General features: G+C 70.9%; 16 protein-coding genes. 6 read left to right on the forward strand and 10 right to left on the reverse strand.

What is annotated here, in order from left to right; all coding sequences use genetic code 11:
* The first annotated feature begins 38 nt into the window (after nt 1-38).
* The 4 genes from ngg to KAH28_RS14065 all read left to right on the forward strand — a co-directional run bounded on the left by ngg (nt 39) and on the right by KAH28_RS14065 (nt 8,485).
* Nucleotides 39-1,781, forward strand: a complete 1,743-nt coding sequence (gene ngg / locus KAH28_RS14050; RefSeq protein ID WP_290577620.1) for an N-acetylglutaminylglutamine synthetase — start codon at nt 39-41, stop codon at nt 1,779-1,781.
* A 153-nt stretch (nt 1,782-1,934) separates the two neighbouring features.
* Nucleotides 1,935-3,098, forward strand: a complete 1,164-nt coding sequence (locus tag KAH28_RS14055; RefSeq protein WP_290577622.1) for an osmoprotectant NAGGN system M42 family peptidase — start codon at nt 1,935-1,937, stop codon at nt 3,096-3,098.
* Nucleotides 3,099-3,107: 9 nt separating this feature from the next.
* A complete protein-coding gene (locus tag KAH28_RS14060; RefSeq protein ID WP_290577624.1) occupies nt 3,108-4,853 on the forward strand; it encodes an autotransporter assembly complex family protein in 1,746 nt (581 codons plus the stop codon).
* Nucleotides 4,850-8,485, forward strand: a complete 3,636-nt coding sequence (locus KAH28_RS14065; RefSeq protein ID WP_290577626.1) for a translocation/assembly module TamB domain-containing protein — start codon at nt 4,850-4,852, stop codon at nt 8,483-8,485. Before KAH28_RS14060 ends, KAH28_RS14065 begins: the two co-directional genes overlap by 4 nt.
* A 188-nt stretch (nt 8,486-8,673) precedes the next feature.
* On the opposite strand, the gene KAH28_RS14070 is transcribed toward KAH28_RS14065, so the two are convergent.
* The 7 genes from KAH28_RS14070 to KAH28_RS14100 form a co-directional block, all read right to left on the reverse strand.
* Nucleotides 8,674-10,011: a tetratricopeptide repeat protein gene (locus tag KAH28_RS14070; protein ID WP_290577628.1), complete on the reverse strand. Its 1,338-nt coding sequence runs from the start codon at nt 10,009-10,011 to the stop codon at nt 8,674-8,676.
* Complete coding sequence (locus KAH28_RS14075) at nt 10,008-10,661, reverse strand: energy transducer TonB (protein WP_290577630.1); 654 nt, start codon at nt 10,659-10,661, stop codon at nt 10,008-10,010. Before KAH28_RS14075 ends, KAH28_RS14070 begins: the two co-directional genes overlap by 4 nt.
* On the reverse strand, nt 10,658-11,068 hold the full coding sequence (locus KAH28_RS14080; RefSeq protein ID WP_290577632.1) for a biopolymer transporter ExbD: 411 nt from the start codon (nt 11,066-11,068) through the stop codon (nt 10,658-10,660). The genes KAH28_RS14075 and KAH28_RS14080 overlap by 4 nt, the downstream gene beginning before the upstream one ends.
* Nucleotides 11,069-11,080: 12 nt before the next feature.
* Nucleotides 11,081-11,608, reverse strand: a complete 528-nt coding sequence (locus KAH28_RS14085) for a MotA/TolQ/ExbB proton channel family protein (protein WP_290577634.1) — start codon at nt 11,606-11,608, stop codon at nt 11,081-11,083.
* Nucleotides 11,592-12,986: a MotA/TolQ/ExbB proton channel family protein gene (locus tag KAH28_RS14090; protein WP_290577636.1), complete on the reverse strand. Its 1,395-nt coding sequence runs from the start codon at nt 12,984-12,986 to the stop codon at nt 11,592-11,594. Before KAH28_RS14090 ends, KAH28_RS14085 begins: the two co-directional genes overlap by 17 nt.
* Complete coding sequence (locus tag KAH28_RS14095; RefSeq protein ID WP_290577638.1) at nt 12,983-13,750, reverse strand: DUF3450 domain-containing protein; 768 nt, start codon at nt 13,748-13,750, stop codon at nt 12,983-12,985. Before KAH28_RS14095 ends, KAH28_RS14090 begins: the two co-directional genes overlap by 4 nt.
* 380 nt (nt 13,751-14,130) lie before the next feature.
* Nucleotides 14,131-14,478 (reverse strand): tRNA-binding protein, encoded by a 348-nt coding sequence (locus KAH28_RS14100; RefSeq protein WP_290577640.1) that lies wholly within the window; start codon nt 14,476-14,478, stop codon nt 14,131-14,133.
* 256 nt (nt 14,479-14,734) lie between these two features.
* Between KAH28_RS14100 and ilvB the strand changes: the two genes are divergently transcribed.
* Complete coding sequence (gene ilvB / locus KAH28_RS14105) at nt 14,735-16,429, forward strand: biosynthetic-type acetolactate synthase large subunit (RefSeq protein ID WP_290577642.1); 1,695 nt, start codon at nt 14,735-14,737, stop codon at nt 16,427-16,429.
* A gap of 43 nt (nt 16,430-16,472) precedes the next feature.
* On the opposite strand, the gene KAH28_RS14110 is transcribed toward ilvB, so the two are convergent.
* Nucleotides 16,473-16,937, reverse strand: a complete 465-nt coding sequence (locus tag KAH28_RS14110; protein ID WP_290577644.1) for an anthrone oxygenase family protein — start codon at nt 16,935-16,937, stop codon at nt 16,473-16,475.
* Nucleotides 16,938-17,142: 205 nt separating this feature from the next.
* On the opposite strand from KAH28_RS14110, the gene KAH28_RS14115 reads away from it, so the two are divergent.
* A complete protein-coding gene (locus tag KAH28_RS14115) occupies nt 17,143-18,012 on the forward strand; it encodes an alpha/beta hydrolase (protein WP_290577646.1) in 870 nt (289 codons plus the stop codon).
* On the opposite strand, the gene thpR is transcribed toward KAH28_RS14115, so the two are convergent.
* The gene (gene thpR / locus KAH28_RS14120; RefSeq protein WP_290577648.1) at nt 17,976-18,476 is read right to left on the reverse strand and encodes an RNA 2',3'-cyclic phosphodiesterase; all 501 of its coding nucleotides are present in this window, start codon (nt 18,474-18,476) and stop codon (nt 17,976-17,978) included. The two genes, KAH28_RS14115 and thpR, sit on opposite strands and share 37 nt — an antisense overlap.
* Nucleotides 18,477-18,524: 48 nt before the next feature.
* Complete coding sequence (locus KAH28_RS14125) at nt 18,525-18,941, reverse strand: GFA family protein (protein ID WP_290577650.1); 417 nt, start codon at nt 18,939-18,941, stop codon at nt 18,525-18,527.
* Nucleotides 18,942-19,003 lie beyond the last annotated feature (62 nt).

The following is a 19,003-nucleotide window of genomic DNA, read 5'->3' on the forward strand; positions in this document are numbered from 1 at the left end:
GCATGATCCGGTACGTGCAACCGGACGGGAGCTGAGTCATGGCACGTCGCGGCAATCGTGATCCGCGCCTCGCGCAACGGCATGCCCAGAGCCTGAACCATCAGCAGCAGACGCCGCCGTCGAACCAGCCGATGGAGGCGTCCCGGGTGGCGCTGGACATGGGCTGGGGCGATCTCATCCTGGCGCACACCTTCGACGGTCCCGGGGACGTCGCCCACGCGCTGCTGGACGAGCCCGCCGGGCGCCGCAACCTCGCCATCTACGTGCGCGACCCGCACGTCATCCTGGCGCAGAACCCGCAGCAGCTCTTCCTCGACCCCAGTCACACCTTCCGGCTCTGGCTGGCGCACTACCGCACCCCGGGCCAGCGCAATCGCGGCTACATCATCCGCCGGCTGCGCACGCTGGAGGACGCCCAGGCCATCAACCGCATCTACGCCTCGCACGGGATGGTGCCCATCGACGAGGGCATGGCCTGGAAGCAGCGTGCCTCGCGCACCATGATCTACGCCATTGCCGAGGATCTCGCCACCGGCCGCGTGGTGGGCACGGCAACCGGCGTCGATCACGTCGAGGCCTGCGGCGACCCGGAGGGCGGCTCCAGCCTGTGGTGCCTGGCGGTGGACCCGGATGCCACGCTGCCCGGTCTCGGCCAGTCGCTGGTGCGCTTCCTCGCCGAGCACTACCAGGCGCGCGGACGGGTCTTCATGGACCTGTCGGTGATGCACGACAACAAGCAGGCCATCGCGCTCTACGAGAAGCTCGGCTTCGTGCGCGTGCCGGTATTCACGGTCAAGACCAAGAACGCCATCAACGAGCCGCTCTACACCGAGCCCGCCGAGGACGATTCCGGCCTCAACGTCTACGCCGCCATCATCACCAACGAGGCGCGCCGGCGCGGCATCCGCGTCGAGATCCTCGATGCCGAGGCCGGCTACTTCAAGCTCACGCTGGGCGGTCGCGCCATCACCTGCCGGGAGTCGCTGTCGGCGCTGACCTCGGCCATCGCCATGTCGCGCTGCGCGGACAAGCGCGTGACCCGCCGCATCCTGCACCGCGCCGGCCTCAACGTGCCGGCCCAGCGGCTCGCCGACGGCAGCAAGGCCGACGTCGAGTTCCTGCGGCAGCACGGCTCGGTGGTGGTCAAGCCGGCGGACGGCGAGCAGGGCACCGGCATCTCGGTGGACATCCGCGACACCCGGGGCCTGCGCACCGCCATCCGCAATGCCGCCAAGCACGACGAGAACGTCCTCATCGAGCAGTTCTGCCCCGGCGACGATCTGCGCATCATCGTCATCGGCTACAAGGTGGTGGCGGCCGCGGTCCGCCGCCCGCCGGTGATCACCGGCGACGGGGTCACACCCGTCCGCACGCTCATCGAGAAGCTGTCGCGCCGCCGCGAGGCCGCCACCGACGGCGAGGCGCACATCCCGCTGGACAAGGAAACCGAGCGCTGCGTGAAGCTCGCCGGTCACACCATGGACGGCGTGCTGCCCGAGGGCGAGACGCTGGCGGTGCGCAAGACCGCCAACCTGCACACCGGCGGCACCCTGCAGGACGTCACGCCGATCCTGCACCCGCGCCTGGTGCAGGCGGCGGTCAGCGCCGCGCGCGCGCTCGAGATCCCGGTCACCGGGCTCGATTTCCTGGTGCCGGCGGCCTCGGATCCGGACTACGTCATCATCGAAGCCAACGAGCGCCCCGGGCTTGCCAATCACGAGCCACAGCCCACCGCGCAGCGCTTCATCGATTTCCTGTTCCCGCGCAGCGCCGTGGCTTGATCACCGGCCGGTCACGGCCTTCGGCCGACCGGTCGAACCTGATAGCCTCGCAGGTCCGATCCCGATGTCCCGGAATGTTGCAGCGGGACATCGGTCGACAACCCGAGGCCGGCATACCGGCGCCCGCCCCCGCCCCCACGAGCGAACTCGACAATGAAGAAGCTCCCCATAGACGACGACTACATCCGCCAGACGCTGCTCGAGCTGCTCGCCATTCCGAGCCCGGTGGGCTTCACCGATGAAGTGGTGCACTACGTCTGCGGCAAGCTCTCCGAGCTCGGCATTCCCTTCGAGCTCACGCGCCGCGGCGCCATCCGCGCCACCATCAAGGGCGAGACCGACCGCCCGGCCTGCGCGGTGGTCGCGCATGTCGACACGCTGGGCGCCAATGTCCGCGAGATCAAGACCAACGGCCGCATGAGCCTGCTGCCCATCGGCACCTGGTCGAGCCGCTTCGCCGAGGGCGCGCGCGTCACGCTGTTCACCGACAACCACGCCTATCGCGGCACCATCCTGCCGCTGATGGCGTCCGGCCACGCCTACAACACCGCGGTCGACGACCAGCCGGTGAACTGGCAGCAGGTCGAGCTGCGCATCGACGAGTACGCCGACAGCGACGAGGACCTGCGCAACCTGGGCGTGCACGTCGGCGACTTCATCGCCATCGACCCGCAGCCGGAGATCACGCCCAGCGGCTACATCTCGTCGCGGCACCTCGACGACAAGGCCGGCGTCGCGGCGCTGCTGGCCGCGTGCAAGGCCATCCAGGAAGCCGACATCAGCCTGCCGGTCTACTTCCACCCTATGTTCACGGTGACCGAGGAAGTGGGCTTCGGCGCCTCGGCGATTCTCGACGAGCGCATCAGCGAGATGATCGGCATCGACATCGCCATCCCGGGCACCGGCCAGAACTCGCGCGAGCGCGGCGTCACCCTGGCGATCGCCGATTCCTCCGGCCCCTTCGACTACCACCTCACGCGCCGGCTGCTGCAGCTCTGCGAGGATCACCAGATCGATCATCAGCGCGACGTCTTCCCGTACTACTTCTCGGACTCGGCGGCGGCACTGCGGGCGGGCTACGACATCCGCCACGCGCTCATCGGCTTCGGCGCCGATTCCTCGCACGGCTGGGAGCGCACGCACCTGTCGTCGCTGACCGCGATCGCCGAGCTGATGACCCTGTACGCGCAGAACGGCCCGGTGATCGCGCGCGACCAGCGCATGCTCGGCCCGCTCGAGGGCTTCCCGCACCAGGTCGATCTCGAGGAGATCGGCCACCCGCACCAGGAACTGCCGGACCCGAAGGAATTCCTGTAGCGCCGAGCGGTGGTCCGAGCGCTACGAGCAGCCGGTCTTGTCCTGGCGGTGGCCTTCAGCGCGCCGGCGCTGTCCGCGACCGCGGAGGTGCGGATCGAGGGCATCAGCGGCGATCTGCTGAACAACGCCCGTGCGCGGCTGGCGATCCGCAACGCCGCCGCGCAGGGCGAGCAGCCGGAATACATGTTCGAGCGCCTGCACGAGCGCGCGGCCGACGACATCCGCTCCGCGCTCCAGCCCTACGGCTACTACAGCCCCGAGATCACCGGCGAGTTCGCGGTGTCCGGCGAGGCAGGCGCGCGCCGCGTGCGCGCGACCTACCAAGTGGCGCCGGGCCCGCAGACCACGATCCGCGAGGTGCGTGTGGAGATCGTCGGTGACGGCGCCGAGGATCCGGTGCTGCAGCAGCGACGGAAGGAGCTCCCGATCGCCGCGGGCGATGCGCTGCGCCACGCCCGCTACGCGCGCGCCAAGGACCTGCTGCTGAGCGCGGCCTTCGCGCGCGGCTACTTCGACGTCGGCTACCGGCGCGCCCAGATCCGCGTCATGCGCGAGCAGCAGCGCGCCGACATCGTGCTCGAGCTCGACACCGGCAGCCGCTTCCTGGTCGGCGACATCCGTCTGGAGCAGGACACCCTCGACGGTGACGTGCTGCGACGCTACCTGACCATCCACGAGGGCGAGCCCTTCGCACCGAGCGCGCTGCTCGAAAGCCAGTTCCAGCTCATGGAGCTCGGCTACTTCAGCCGCGTCGACATCGAACCCATCCGCGAGGAGGCCGAGGACAACCGCATGCCGGTGCGCATCGTCCCCGAATATCTGCCCTCGCAGCGGTACAGCGCCGGCATCGGCTACGGCACCGATACCGGCGCGCGCATCTCGCTGGAGACCGACTTCCGGCGCATCAACCGCAGCGGGCACTGGATCGAATCGGACATCCGCGTCGCCGAGCGGCGCAGCAACGTCGGCGCCACCTACAACATCCCGCTCGGCAACATTCCCGGCGAGCGCCTGAGCTTCTCGAGCACCTATTCGGACGAACGATTCGAGGACGGCGAATCGTCCCGCTACTCGGTGGGGGTGTCACTGTCGCGCAAGCCCGGTTCGTGGAAGCGGCGCACCTATCTGGACTATTCCACCGAGCGCTACAACGTCGGCGACCTGCGGCGCACCACCAATCTGCTCATGCCCGGTGTCTCGTTCGAGCGCAAGGAAGCCGACGACGAGATCCATCCGCGCAACGGCTGGAGCGTCTTCTTCGACGTGCACGGCGCTGCCGAGCCGGTACTGTCCAGCACCACCTTCACCCAGGCGCGCGTCGCCACGCGCGGGGTCGCGCCGCTGCCCTGGCGCTCCCGACTGCTGGCGCGATTCGAATACGGCGCCAGCTTCGTCGACAGTTTCGCGCGCCTGCCGCTGTCCGAGCGCTTCTACGCCGGCGGCGATCAGAGCGTGCGCGGCTACGCCTACCAGTCGCTGGGCGAGCGCGACGAGGACGGCAACGTGCTCGGCGGCGAGTACATGACGGCGATGAGCCTGGAGGCCGAGAAGCTGCTCTGGCGCAGCTTCGGCGTCGCGGCCTTCGTCGACGCCGGCGGCGCGGGCAACGAGGCCTTCCCGGACCTGTCGCGCGGCGTCGGCCTGGGCCTGCGCTACCGGGCGCCCATCGGCTCGGTGCGAGTGGACTTCGCGCACCCGCTTGATGACCGCAACCGCGGCCTGCGGCTGCACATCGGCATCGGAGTCGGACTGTGAGGCGGGCGGCGCGCTGGCTCGGCTTCATCGCCCGCCTGACCAGCGGCGTGATCACCGCGGCGCTGCTGATCGTGGTGTTCCTGTTCGGCTGGCTCGGCCTGACCACCGGCGGTCTGCGCGCCGCGGTCGCGCTGGCGGACGACATCGCCGGCGAGACCTTCGATGTCGCCAGCGTCGACGGACGGCTGCTGGGCACGCTGGAACTCGGCGGCATCCGCATCGCCACACCGGGCGCGACCGTTACCGTGGAGCGCTTCCGCTTCGGCTGGATACCCGGATGGCTGCCGGAGATGAGCTTCTTCGTGCGCACGCTGGAGGCGGAGGGCGTGACCGTGGCCCTGCACGAGACCGAACCGGCGCCGCCCGACGCCCCCCCGGCGGGACCGCTCGACGTACTCATTCCGCTGCGCGTGACGCTGGCCGATACGCGCATCACCGATCTGCGGGTGACGCGCGACGACGCCACGCTCGCGCAGGTCGACAGCGCCACGCTCAGCGCCTGGGCCGCGGGCCGGCGCGTGCGGGTGGAATCCTTCGCGGTCGACGCGCCGGCCTACGGCCGCTATTCGATGGAAGCCGACGTGCGGCTGCCGAAGGGCGGTGTCGAGATCACCGGGCTCTCGCTCGAGGGCGCCGGTACGCTGACCGCCTCCGGCTCGCTGCCGGTGGGCGGCGACATTCCGCTGGATCTGGCGCTGGACTGGCAGGACCTGCACTGGCCAGCGGGCGCCGCCACCGCCGAGCGGCTGGCCACCAGCCCGCGCGGCTCGGCGCGGGTCACCGGCACGCTGGCCACTCCCGAGGTCGACGCCGACATCGCGCTGGCGCCCGGCGGCGAGATCGCCATCGCCGGCGCGTGGCGCGGCGCCGACGGCTTCGAGGCGCGCGTGAGCTGGCAGGACCTGCAGGATCCCGCCAGTGCCGACGCACCGCTGTGGCGGAGCCCGTCCGGGTCGCTCGAAGCCAGTGGCATGCCCGGGGACTGGCGCGCCCGTGTCGAAGCGGCCGCCGAGGTCATGCTGGCCGCCGACGAAGACGCCGGCGAGGACACGGCGCTGCCCGGATCGCTGACGCTCGCGCTGGACGGCGAGGCGCACGGCGCCACCGACCACGCCACCATCGACCGCCTCGTGGTCGATGCGCTCGACGGCTCGGTGCGCACCAGCGGTCGGGTGGCATGGGCACCGGAGGTAGACGGCACGCTCGATCTCGCGCTGCGCGGCATCGACCCCGCGGCACTGGCGGCCGATTTCCCGGGACGGATCAGCGGCACGGCGAAGACCCGCTTCCGCCTGCCGGAGAGCGGACCGGACGTGCAGTTCGATGTCGCCATCGCCGATTCCGAGCTGCGCGGCTTCCCGCTCGCCCTCGATGCGAAGGGCACCTTCCGGGAATCGGTGGTGCGCATCGAGCGGGCACGGCTGCGCTCGGCCGACTCCACCCTCCGCGCATCCGGACGCGCGACGCCGCCGTTCGCGCTGGACCTGGCGCTGGACAGCCCGGACCTGTCGCAGTTCATCCCCGACGTCGGCGGACAGGCGCAGCTCACTGCGCGCGTGCAGGGCGCCATGCCGGAACTGCGCGCGCGGGTGCAGGGCTCGGCGCGCGGGCTCGCGGCCGCCGGCGTGTCGATCAACAGCCTGGGCATCGATGCGGACGTCGCCCTCGACGGCGCGACGCAGGCCACGATCAAGGTCGGGGAAGTGCGCTCCGGCGGCGCCGAGCCGGTGGTGCGCAGCGCCCTGGTTCAGCTCGACGGCCGCATGTCCGCGCATACGCTGCGCACCCGCGCGACGCTGGCGCAGGGCAGCGTCGAGGCCATACTGGAGGGCGGAGCCGAGCTCGACGCGCGCCGCTGGAGCGGTCGCATCGAATCCCTGCGCCTGGACCCGCTGACCGGCCGCATCCCGGCGTGGGACCTGCGCGCGCCGGTGGCGCTGGCGCTCGGCCCGAGCCGCGTGCGGCTGGAGGAAGCCTGCCTGGACAGCGGCGAGAACGCCGCCCTCTGCGTGCGCGCCGCAGTGCAGGACGGCGCCGTCGAGGCCGACTACCGCCTGGAGCGCTTCGCGCTCGACGCGCTCTCCGCCTTCCTGCCCGCCGGCATGCGCGTCGACGGCGGGCTCAGCGGCTCCGGCCGGATACGCATGCGCGACGGCGCCATCGCCGAGCTCGACAGCACGATCGAGATCGCGCCCGGGCGCATCAGCGTGCCCAAGCGTCCCGAGCTGCGCTTCGGCCCCGGCACGCTGACCGCGAGCGGCACCGGCGACGGCCGCCTGCAGACGGCGCTGTCGGTGGGCGTCGCCGGCGGCGAGCTCGACGGCGAGGCCGCGCTCGGCCTGACCCCCGACGCCGCGCTCGCCGGTGCGCTCGACCTGACGCTACCGAGCATCGACTTCGTCCCGCTGTTCACCGGCGAAGTGCTCGAGGCCGCCGGCGATCTGCGCGCGAACGTACGGCTGGGCGGCACGATGGGCGAACCGGATATCGACGCCAGCGCCGAGCTCGCCGAAGGCCGGCTGATGCTGCGCACGCCGGGCATCGACATCCGCGACATCAGCGGCTCGGTCGCCACCACCGAGGATGACCGCCTGACGCTGGCCCTGGAGGCGCGCTCCGGCGACGGGGAGATCCGGGTCGACGGCGATGCCGCACTCGATGCCGATCCGCTGCGGGCCGAGCTGAGCGTCACCGGCGCCGACTTCCAGGCAGCCAACCTGCCCGAGGTCAGCGCCTGGATATCCCCGGACCTCCGGATCCGCGTCGCCGAGCGCGTCGAGATCCGCGGGACCGTCACCGTCCCGCGCGCGCGCATCGAGCCGCAGAAGTTCTCCGGCGGTGGCGGCGAGGGCCCGCACGCCGACCAGGTCTTCGTCGACGACGATGGCGAGGTCGAGGTCCGGACCGGCCTGCCCGTGGACGCGCGGATCACGCTCGCGCTGGGGGACGCGGTATCGCTGACCGGCTACGGACTGGAGACCCGGCTCGCCGGCTCCATCACCGTCATCGAGGAGCCCAACCGCGTCACGCGCGCACGCGGCGCGCTGACCCTGGAGGAGGGGCGCTACGACGCCTACGGCCAGCGCCTGCGCATCGAGCGCGGGCGCATCGTCTTCGCGGGCGGTCCGGTGGCACAGCCCGGCCTCGACTTCGAGGCGGTGCGCAATCCGGCGGAGGACATCACCGTGGGCGTGCGCGTGCGCGGCACCATCGAGAAGCCCGAGTTCGAGCTGTTCTCGGATCCGCCGATGACGCAGAACGAGCAGCTGAGCTGGCTGGTGCTCGGCCGGCCGCCGCCGGAGGGCGGACCGAGCGAGGGCGACAGCTCGGCGCTGGCCGCCGCGGCGCTGGCGCTGGGCCTCTCCGGCGGTGACTGGCTGGCGCGCGAGATCGGCGGCAAGATCGGCGTCGACGAGATATCCGTGGGCGCGGCCGACAGCGAGGACAGCTCGCAGGCGCGGTTGACCGTCGGCAAGTACATCGGCACCCGGCTCTACATCAGCTACGGCGTCAGCCTGTTCCAGCCCGGCCACATCTTCACGATGCGCTACGACCTCGGCAACGGTTTCTCGATCCAGACCGAGGCCGGCGTCGAGAGCGGCGGCGACCTGCTGTACAGCCACGAACGGTGACGGCCGCGGGTTCCGCACCCGCGCGTTGATGCGCGCGTGTGCTGCGGGGCGGGAATCATCACGGAGGATGGCGTGCCACCCGGCGGCGCCCGCCGCTACGGTGCGCACCGCCCTCTTCCCGCCACCGGGGAGAGGAGCCGGCGGGCGGGGCCGCGCCCAGCGCCGGGCCGCCTCCCTGCCCGAATCGACTAGCCGGAGCTCTGGCTCGCTGCCCGCTCGGCGGCCTCGCGGGCGCGGTCGAGCGCGGCGAGGCGCTCCTGCTCACGCGAGATGTAGCTGGTCCACTGGCGCGCGGCGGCCTCGGACTGCTCGTAGCGGGAGGCGCGCGAAAAGGCGGCCTTGGCTTCCTCGAGGCGGTCCATGTTGTAGAGCGCGAGGCCCTCGGTCATGCGCGCCTGGTCGGGGCGCTTGAGGTTGCCGCGCTCGACGGCCCGGCGCGCGGCGGCGAGCGCTTCGGTCCACTCGGCCTGCTCGGCGTGGATCTGCGCCAGACGCAGGTAGAGCTCACCGTCATCGGCGCGCTGTGCCGCGCGGTTGAGGGCGTCCTCGGCCTTGTCGTACTCCTTGGCCAGCATCCAGGCGTCGGCCAGCATGCGCAGACTGGTGACGTCGGGCTCGATGACGCCCTTGTCGAATCCCTCGGCGAGCACGGCCGCCGCCTTGTAGGGCACGTCGTTGGCGAGCAGGAGCTGCCCCAGGGTGCGGTAGTCGTTGCTGGTGCGCAGCAGGCCCTGCTCGTAGGCGCTCTGCATGGCGGAGAGCTGCTTCTTGCTGTCGCCGAGCTCGCCGTAGACCGCCGAGAGCTGGGTCCAGTACTCGCGGCTGGGGAACTGCGCGACCAGCTGCTTGAGGACATTGCGCAGCGCGCCGTAGTCCTCCCTGGTGTAGTGGATCGCGCGCAGCAGCAGCAGCCAGTTCTCGCGCACCTTGCCGCCTTCGGCGCGGGTCATGTCGACGGCGGTCTCGATGGGCTGCAGGGCGCGGTCGTACTCCTTGAGCTGGAACAGGGCCTGCCCGAGCAGGATGTACGCGCTGGCGCTGGGCTTGTCCTCCATCGCGAACCAGCGGTCGAGCGTCTGCACGCCGTCGCGGTAGCGCTCGGAGGCGATCTGGATCTGCCCGAGGCTGTAGAGGGTGTTCTTCTCCAGCGACTCCGGCAGGGCTTCCTGGGCGAGCACCTTGTTGTAGGCGTCGATGGCGCCCGCGTAGTTGTCGCGGCTGTACTGGATGTAGGCCATGAGGTTGTAGCTCATGGCGGCCTCGTAGCTGTTGAGGTTGGAATCCAGCAGGCTGTCGAGGATCTTGAGCGCATCGCCGAAGCGCTCGGCCTCCGCGGCCTCGCGCACGCGCGTGATCTGCTTGTAGACGTTCTCGCGCATCGACGGCGTGCGCTTGGTGCGCACATTGGGGTCGCGCTGGTCGTCTGCCGCCGCCGCGGTCTGCCAGACCACCGGCACGGTCATCGTCGCCGGTGCGGCGATGAAGGCGGAGAGGAGGAGAAGCGAGGGGATGCGGAGTCTGGTCATCGTTCGAGCTCGAAACGGATGAGGTTCTGCACGCCGGAGACCTCGACGGCCTGACCGTCGATGACGCGCGGCTTGTACTTGAACTTCTGGGCGGCCTCGATGGCGGCGCGGTCGAAGATGTTCTGCGGCTCGGCGTCGACCACCTTGATGCCCTGGGTACTGCCCGAGGTCGTGACGGTGAACTCGACCAGCACCCAGCCCTCGATGCCGCGCTGGAGCGCGCGCTGCGGATAGACCGGCGACACCTTGACGATGGGCAGGTACTCGCCGTCGCCGGAGCCGCCGCCCATGTCGCCGGCGTCGACGTTGATCTCGGGATTGATGCCGACGGCGCCGATGTCCATGGACTGGTTCACGTCCGCGTTCATCTGCTGCTGCGGCGTCTCGGGCTGTGGCGGCGGCTTCTCGGGCTCGGGCGGCTTCTCGGGCTTGCGCCGCTTCTCCTCGACCTGCTCTTCCTGGTCGACGCGCACGAAGTCGACGACGCGGCCCTCGTACTCGTCGGTGAGCGCGCTCTTGCCCGATTCGATGAGGAGCTGCATCAGGAAGAAGACCGCGAAGGTGACGACGATGGCCGCCGGCAGCGCAACCAGCACGCGCAGCGGCCCGCGGCCGCCGTCCCCGTTGCCTCTGGCGGCCGCGGCGGTCATCGGCGCTCGGTCGCGATCGCGACTTCGTAGACGCCGGCCTGGCGCGAGGCATCCATGACCGCGACCAGCTGCTTGGTGGAGGCGGCTTCATCGGCCTGGATCACCACCGTGCCCTGCGGGTTCTCGGCGTGCAGGCGCTCGATGTTGGCGCGCAGCGAATCGATCTCGACGCGGCGACGATCGATGAAGATGGCGCCGCTGCTGTCGATGGCGATGAGGATGTTGGCGCGGTCCTGCTGCGTCGCCGTCTGGGCGTCGGGCCGGTTGACGTCGATGCCCGATTCCTTGACGAAGGTCGCCGTGACGATGAAGAAGATGAGCATGATGAAGACGATGTCGAGCATCGGCGTGATGTCGATCGCCGATTCCTCTTCCTGCTCCGCCGCCTGGCTGAATAGTTCACGCATGGATACGGATTCCTAGTGATCGAAGGTGAGCGCGTCTTCGAGATGGGTCTGCTGCAGCTTGGCGCGGCGCTCGAGCAGGGCGATGAAGAACACGCCGGTGAGCGCGCCGACCATGCCGGACATGGTCGGGATGGTGGCCTTCGAGATGCCCTCCGCCATGGCGCGCACGTTGCCGTTGCCGACGAAGGCCATGACGTCGAAGACCTCCATCATTCCGGTCACCGTGCCGAGCAGCCCGAGCAGCGGGCAGATCGCGACCAGGGTCTTGATGACATCGAGGCCGCGCGACAGGCTCATCGACGACTCCGCCACCAGCGCCTTGCGGACTTCGTGGGCCTTCCACGACTGGCGCTCCGGGCGCGCTTCCCAGCGCTCGCGGAGATGCGCCGCCAGACGCGGGAAACCGAAGCGGAAGAAGATCGCCCGCTCGATGATCAGGAGCCACATCACCAGGATCAGCGCCATGATGGGGATGAGCACATCCCCACCGCGCTCCAGGAAGAGGCGGACGTCCTGGATCGACTCAAGCAGCAGATACATGACCGTGCCCGCGCTCCGAGTGCTCGGCGATGATGCCGATGGAACGCTTCTGCAGGATCTGCGTCACCGACTTGGCGCGGCCCTGCACGAAGGTGTGCAGCAGCACCGTCGGCACCGCCACGCACAGGCCGAGCACGGTGGTGACCAGCGCCTGCGAGATGCCGCCGGCCATCAGCTTGGGATCGCCGGTACCGAAGAGCGTGATCACCTGGAAGGTGTTGATCATGCCGGTGACGGTGCCGAGCAGGCCGAGCAGCGGCGCTACCACCGCGATGATCTTCAGCACCGCGAGGAAGCGCTGGAGACGCGGCGTCTCGTTGGCGATGGCCTCGCCCAGCTTGAGCTCCAGGGTCTCGTTGTCGGTGTTCTCGTACTTCCTGTAGGTGCCCATGATGCGGCCCAGCGGATTGCCCTCGCTGGGCTGGTCCGAGCCGAGCTGCGCGCGCACCTTCATGCTGACCAGCGACAGCGCGATCAGCCGCCAGATCGCGATCAGCAGCGCGAAGACACCGAGCGCGATGATGACGTAGCCGACGACGCCGCCCTGATCGACACGCTCGGCGAGATCCGGCGTCTGGATCAGCAGGCCGAGGATGGATCCGCGCGACGGGTCGACGTAGAGCGGCGCCACATCGTCGCCGCCGGCGTGGACGAAGCTGTCCACCGACGACAGGTAGCGCCCCGACGGCTGGCGCGGCAGCTCGACCAGCTGCTGGGTGTCGGCCTCCCAGTCGAGGTAGGCGGCATTCTTCATGATGTTGAAGCTGCCCACGCGCACGACCTCGGTCTCGGACTTGTTGCCGTCCGGGCCGGTGACCTGCGCGGTGTAGCGCGTGACCTTGGCGGACTCCGCCATCTCGCGCTGCATCTCGAACCAGAGACGCTCCAGCTCGGCCATCTCGGGCAGCTCGCTGGAGGAACCGGCCTTCTGGATGAGGTCATCCAGGAAATCGTCGCGGCTCGGATACTGCGACGTGATCATCGAGGACCGGAAGACGCCGCGGGTATCGCCGGCCACCTGCTGCAGGACGCCGAAGAGCTCGCGCAGCGTGCCCAGACGCTCGTCGAGCCGCGCCTGCGCCTCGGACAGCTCGGTCTCGTTGGACTGGAACTTTTCCTCGAGCTCGGTGCTGCGCGCCTCGAGCTGCTCCAGCCTGCGGCGCGCCTCGGACAGGCGCGCTTCCTGCTTCTGGCGCTCGTCCTTGAACGCCTGCATGCGGCTGCGAAACTCGCTGGCGTCGCGGGCCAGGCCCTGTTCGACCAGATCGAGCAGCTCGCGCATGCTGTTGGCGGGCTCGCCATCCTGGGCCGACACCGATAACGGGGTCAGGCTGGCCGCGATCGCCGCGGCGGCGATGAGTTGCTTCAGCGCTTTCATTCGGCGGTCTCCGCGGTCTTGATGGGCAGACGGACGAGATCGGGTGCGGCCTGCTCGCGGGCGATGCGGATCGCCTGCGTGACCTGACCGACGTATTCACGCGGGAGCTGCTCCCAGCTCCCGCTCACCGGGTTCCACATGCCGACCCGGGTCTGGTCGAGGGTCTGGTAGAGCAGCGCGACGCGACCGAAGCGCAGGAAATCCACCTCGCGCTCGGTCTCGCCGGGCAGCACGCCGCGGTAGGCCTCGATGGTACGGCCGTATTCCATCTCGGTCTGGTAGGCGCCGGTGACGGTGCGGAACTTCTCGGCCACCGTGACGTTGGCGCGGTCCATGAGGTCGCGCAGCTTGTCGACGCGGCCGCGGCGCTCGTCGAGCAGGAAGGGCACGTCGAGCTCGACGAACTGATCGAGCGCGTCCACCATCTTGAGCATCAGCGGCGTGACCTGGCGCTCGATCAGCGTCACCTTCTCGATCGAGGTGTTGATCGAGGTGAGCTCGCGGTCCTGGTTGGCGACCTGGCGCTCGAGCTGCGCGAGGTAGACCTCGAGATTGTCGATCTGCTTCTGGACGTCCTGGTACTCGCGCAGCCGCTCCTGGGTCTGCTCGAACACCTCGTCGATCTGATCCTGCTGGCTCTGCGCCTGCGCGGTGCGCTGGACCCCGCGATCGATGGCGCTGTCGAGTGACTGCGCCCACGCGACGCCGGTCGCCGATACGGCGGCGATGGCGATCGCGGCCCCCGCGGTTGCTGTTCGCATCATGCCTGCATGCCCCTGTGTGATTGAAAAGGTCTTCGGCGGCGCGGTCGGTGCGCGTCCGGCCTCGCCCCGGTGGCGGGGAGCCGGCCGCAGGCGCGTGCGGAAAACGGACGTCATCGCTGCGGCGCCTCTGCCGGAACGGCATGCCGAACGCGGCACAGCGCTGTCTGGAGTGATACCGCAAGCATCACGATGAGCCGCCCCCGAGCCGCGCTCGCGTCGAGCGAACCCGGCGCTGCCGACCATCCGCCGTCGAAACGGAGGGCATGTTAGGCAGCGGTTGTGACGGTTTCGTGACAGCGCCGTAGCGGCTTTGTTGCACTGCCGCATCGGGGCGCGGCGCCTCGCCCCTTCAGCCCGTCGCGGGCGGCGCTGGAGGGCGTTCAGGCCAGGCGCGCGCCGTCGGGCACGGGTGCGTCCGGCACCGCCAGAACCACGGTGCCGTCGTCGCGGTGGAGGCCGGTCACCAGACACTCGGAACGCACCGGCCCGATCTGCCTGGGCGGGAAGTTGACCACTGCGAGCACCTGACGGCCGATCAGCGCCTCGGGCTGGTAGTGGTCGGTGATCTGCGCGCTGGATCGCAGCACCCCGACCTCCGGCCCGAAGTCGATGCGCAGCCGGTAGGCCGGCTTGCGCGCCTCGGGAAAGACGGCCGCCTCGACGATGGTGCCGGCGCGCAGCTCGACGCGCTCGAAATCGTGCCACTCGATGGTTTCGCGCTGCGTCATGGCCCTGCCTCACGTCGATCCGGCAGCGCGATGGTAGCGGCTCGGCGCGCTGGATTGACGGTCGCGCACGCCCGCCCTATTCTTCGCGCATGCGCTCAGCAACCCCGCACAGCATGATTCTGGTAGCCGTCGCCGTCGTCACGGACGTCGCGCGGTAGGGGCTGCCTGCATCAATCTCCAGACCCCCGCCGGCGCGGCCGGCGGGGGTTTTTTGTGGCTGCCGGCAAGCGTCCGCGGGTTCTCTCAAGGAACCGACATGGACACCGAAACCGCTTCACCGACCGGCGCGCAATGGATCACCCGCTTTCTCGAGGCGCGCGGCGTGCAGCGCGTCGCCGGCATACCCGGCGGCGCCGTGCTGCCGCTCTACCGGGCGCTCGCCGACGCCGGCATCGACCACATCCTGACCCGTCACGAGCAGGGTGCGGGCTTCGTCGCCCAGGGCATGGCACGCGCCTCCGGCCGCGCCGGGGTGTGCATCGTCACTTCGGGCCCGGGATTGACCAACCTGCTCACCGCGCTCGCCGACGCCCGCGCCGACTCGGTGCCGATGGTCGCGATCGTCGGTCAGGTGCCGCGCGCCCTGCGCGGTACCGATGCGTTCCAGGAAGTCGATACCGCGGCGCTGGTGGCGTCGGTGACCAAGGCCTGCATCGAGATCCGCGATCCCGACGACCTGCCCGGCTGGATGCACGAGGCCTTCCGGGTCGCCGAGAGCGGCCGGCCCGGGCCGGTGGTGGTCGAGCTGCCCAAGGATCTGCAGATGGCCGTCGTGCCCGATGCCGATGGGACGACACCCGAGCGTGCCGCCGCGCAGCCGCCCGACCCGGCGGCGCTGGCCGAGGCCGCCGCCATGATCGATCGCGCCCGCCGCCCGCTGCTCTATCTGGGCGGCGGCAGCCGCGCCGCGAGCGCGCATGCCCGGGCGCTCGCCGAGCACGGCGACATCCCGGCGGTGACCAGCCTCATGGCACTGGGCGCGCTGCCCGCCGACCATCCGCTGGCGCTCGGCATGCTGGGGCAGCACGGTGCGCGCTCGACCAACCGCGCCATCGACGAGTGCGATCTGCTGATCGCGGTCGGCGCGCGCTTCGACGACCGGGCAACCGGCCGCACGGATGCCTTCGCGCCCGACGCCCGCGTGATCCACATCGACATCGACCCGCGCGAGCACGGCAAGATCCGGCGCCCCGAGCTGGCCATCGCGGCCGACGCCGGTGCCGCGCTCCGGGCGCTGACCGGTCGCGTGGCCGCGTGCCGACGCACCGCGTGGCGCGCGCGCATCGCGACCCTCCGGGAACAGGATCGCGCGCCGCCGGTCGCACCGCCCGGACGGCTCTCGCCCGATACGCTGGTGCGCACCTGCGCGGCGGCGCTGGGCCCGGACGCCGTCGTCACCACCGACGTGGGGCAGCACCAGATGTGGGTGGCGCAGCACTATCCCTTCACGCGTCCAGACCGCTGGCTGACCTCCGGCGGCCTCGGCACGATGGGCTTCGGCCTTCCGGCCGCCATCGGGGCCGCGCTGGCGACACCGGATGCCCCGGTACTGTGCGTGTCCGGCGACGGCTCGCTGCTGATGAACGCCCAGGAACTGGCGACGCTCGCCGAGCGCGATCTCGACGTCACCGTTCTCGTCATGGACAACGGCGGGCTCGGACTGGTGCGTCAGCAGCAGGCGCTGTTCTACGACCGGCGCTACAGCGCCTCCGGCTACGCCCGCGGCACGGACCTGTGCGCGCTGGCGCGCGCCTACGGCGTGCGGGCGATCGACCTCGCCGCCGCGGACGACCCGGCGTCGGCGCTCGCCGCCGCGCTCGCCATGCGGGGACCGAAGCTGGTGCGCGCACCGATCGATCCCGACGCCCGCGTCCTGCCCATGGTGCCGGCGGGCGCCGCCAACACCGCGCCCGTGGACCACGAGCCGGCGGACGCGGCGAGCTGCGCCTGAGCCCCGGACGGCGACGGCGTGCCGCCCCGCGGGCGGCGCGCCGTCAGCCGGACAGCGCGACGCCGAACAGCGCGCATGCCAGCAGCCCGGCGGCGGTACGGACGTGATTCCACGTCGTCCACTCGACGAGGTAGCGTCGCCAGACGTCGGTCGCCTCGGGCGCTTCGCGCGAAACGGCGGCGAGACGCTCGTTGCGCGGGACATTGCACGCCACCGTCACACCGATGACCCCGAGCAGATAGACCATCGAGGCCACCAGGATCAGGACCGTGTCCGCGCGCCCGACGGCGATGGCGCCTCCCGAGACGACCAGGCAGACCAGCCCGGTACCGAAGAAGCTGCCCAGGAAGAGCCGGTTCAGCACCACCACGTTGATCGCCTGCATGGCCGCCATGCCCTCGCCGGGTGCGAGACGCCCGAGCGCCCCCATCACGAAGGACGAGAACGCGAAGAAGACGCCCCCGATCAGGCCGCACCCCACCGCGGCCACCACACACAGTGCCGTCACCAGTTGATCCATCGTGTCCCCCGCAGCGGGTCCCCGCCGGCATCATGCCCGCCCCATGCCACGACTGCGAGCGCGATGACGTCGCGGGTCATTGCGGGAGCCCGCGAGCGGCACGCACGCTGCCGCCATGATCGCCATCCCGCCGTCCCCAGCAACGCCGCTCGCCGGGAATTCTCCCGCAACGATGCCGCGGGCGACACGATGGGTGGATGGCCTCCGGGTCGCCTGTGTCGACACCGGCCCGCGCGACGCCGACGCCATTGTCCTGCTGCACGGCTACTTCGGCAGCGCCGCGACCTGGCGGCACGTGGTTCCGGCGCTGGCGCGCAACAACCGCGTCATCGCGCCGGACTGGCCCGGCTGGGGGCAATCGGAACGCAGTCCGCGGGCACGCTACGACTACGCCCGCGAAGTGGCACGCATCGCGCTGCTGCTCGACGCTTGCGACGTTCCGGCGGCCGATCTGGTCGTGCACGATTACGGCGCACATCTCGCCCTCGGCTTCTGTCTGGCCTACCCGCATCGCGTGCGGCGCCTGTGCCTGCTCAACAGTCGCGCCCAGCGCAGCTTCGTGCCGGCGTGGGCCGCCGTGTTCGGCTTCATGGGCGCACTCGGACGTCTGCCCGGCGCCGCCGGCGCCTATCGCATGCTGCCCATCGCCGCGCTGCACCGGCACGCGGTGCGGCGCGAGCGGCGCATGGGCATCCTCGACGACGCAACCCTCGCCGAGTACGGCGGCTGGGTCACCGGCGATCCGACCGGCCGCGCCTACCTGGCGCGCTTCTTCGCCGACTACCGGGTCGCCACGCGCAACGGGCTGGTGGACGGCCTTGCCCGCATCGACTGCCCGACCGCCATCGTCTGGGGCGAACGCGACCCGTTCATCCCGCTGTCGACCGCGCACGAACTGGCGCACGGCATCCCCGGCGCGACGCTGCGCCTGCTGCCGGAGGCCGGGCACTTCGTCGCCGAGGAGGCACCCGAAGTGGTCATCGACACCATCCGGAGGCTACGCGCCCGCCCCCTCGCCGCCCCCGATCACGGCTCCAGCGACCACCGAGCCAGGACCGCATAGGCGCCCGGCCGGCCGCCGCTGCCCGACTCCACCAGCACGAAATCGCGCACCGGCCATGTCACCGGCGGCACGGCCGCCCGCACCAGCTGCGCGGTGTGTCGGCGCAGCGTGACATGCGGGCGGAACGGCCGACCTTCTCCGGGCGTGCCGGCGCGCGCGCAGGCATCGGACAGCGCGCCGGCCAGTGCCTGCAGAGCGGGCGGTGTCACCGACGGACCGATCCAGGCAACCGCGGCGCGCGGGAAGCAATCGATGCGGTCCAGCGTCAGCGTGAAGGCGGTGCCCCGTACCACCGAGGCGCGCTCGCACAGCACGGGAATCCGCTCGGCCGGCACGGAGCCGGGAAAGACCAGGGTCAGATGCAGCTGCGCGCGCGGCACCGGCCGCCCGCCGGCATCGCCGCACCCGGCATGCGCGGCCAGCGCCTCGCGCAACGACGGGTCCGGCCACAATGCGAAGAACACGCGCCGCCGAGCCGGCGCATCATCGCTCGCGCGCATCGCGCAGCCGGCTCAGCGGGTTGCGGTCAACGGCACCGCGCCGGGGTACTGCGGCAGGTCGTCGCTGATCGGCCACCACCCGCAGGCGGATGCCGCGAAGATGTGCAGCGCGGGGCGCGCCTCCACCGGCTCGTCGAGCAGACCGGCACGGACGCGCACGGCGTCGGGCGCAGCGTCGCGCTGGCTGTAGATCGGTGAGCCGCAGTTGCTGCAGAACACGCGCCGCTTGCCCGGCGAGGATTCGTAGGCGCGCAGCAGGTCGGCGCCGCGATCGATGTAGAAGTGTTCCGCGGGCACCGGGATGTTGGTCACCAGCGGCGTGCCCTGGGCGCGGCGGCACTGGCTGCAGTGGCAGATCTGGATGGGCGCCAGCGGCGCATCGATGCTGAACGCCACGCCCCCGCAGAGACATTGCCCGGTGCTCGCCATGCCGCTCTCCGCGTATCCGTGTGCGACGAGTATGCCGGTCCCGTGGCATCGGCCGCGCGCGC

This window comes from Algiphilus sp. (genome assembly GCF_023145115.1).
Classification (GTDB): Bacteria; Pseudomonadota; Gammaproteobacteria; order Nevskiales; family Nevskiaceae; genus Algiphilus.

What these genes read in the sequence shown, in the direction of transcription:
- ngg (WP_290577620.1), top strand. Translation starts at nt 39, where the DNA reads ATGGCACGTCGCGGCAATCGTGATCCGCGCCTCGCGCAACGGCATGCC.
- KAH28_RS14055 (WP_290577622.1), top strand. Translation starts at nt 1,935, where the DNA reads ATGAAGAAGCTCCCCATAGACGACGACTACATCCGCCAGACGCTGCTC.
- KAH28_RS14070 (WP_290577628.1), bottom strand. Translation starts at nt 10,011, where the DNA reads ATGACCAGACTCCGCATCCCCTCGCTTCTCCTCCTCTCCGCCTTCATC.
- KAH28_RS14075 (WP_290577630.1), bottom strand. Translation starts at nt 10,661, where the DNA reads ATGACCGCCGCGGCCGCCAGAGGCAACGGGGACGGCGGCCGCGGGCCG.
- KAH28_RS14080 (WP_290577632.1), bottom strand. Translation starts at nt 11,068, where the DNA reads ATGCGTGAACTATTCAGCCAGGCGGCGGAGCAGGAAGAGGAATCGGCG.
- KAH28_RS14085 (WP_290577634.1), bottom strand. Translation starts at nt 11,608, where the DNA reads ATGTATCTGCTGCTTGAGTCGATCCAGGACGTCCGCCTCTTCCTGGAG.
- KAH28_RS14090 (WP_290577636.1), bottom strand. Translation starts at nt 12,986, where the DNA reads ATGAAAGCGCTGAAGCAACTCATCGCCGCCGCGGCGATCGCGGCCAGC.
- KAH28_RS14095 (WP_290577638.1), bottom strand. Translation starts at nt 13,750, where the DNA reads ATGATGCGAACAGCAACCGCGGGGGCCGCGATCGCCATCGCCGCCGTA.
- KAH28_RS14100 (WP_290577640.1), bottom strand. Translation starts at nt 14,478, where the DNA reads ATGACGCAGCGCGAAACCATCGAGTGGCACGATTTCGAGCGCGTCGAG.
- ilvB (WP_290577642.1), top strand. Translation starts at nt 14,735, where the DNA reads ATGGACACCGAAACCGCTTCACCGACCGGCGCGCAATGGATCACCCGC.
- KAH28_RS14125 (WP_290577650.1), bottom strand. Translation starts at nt 18,941, where the DNA reads ATGGCGAGCACCGGGCAATGTCTCTGCGGGGGCGTGGCGTTCAGCATC.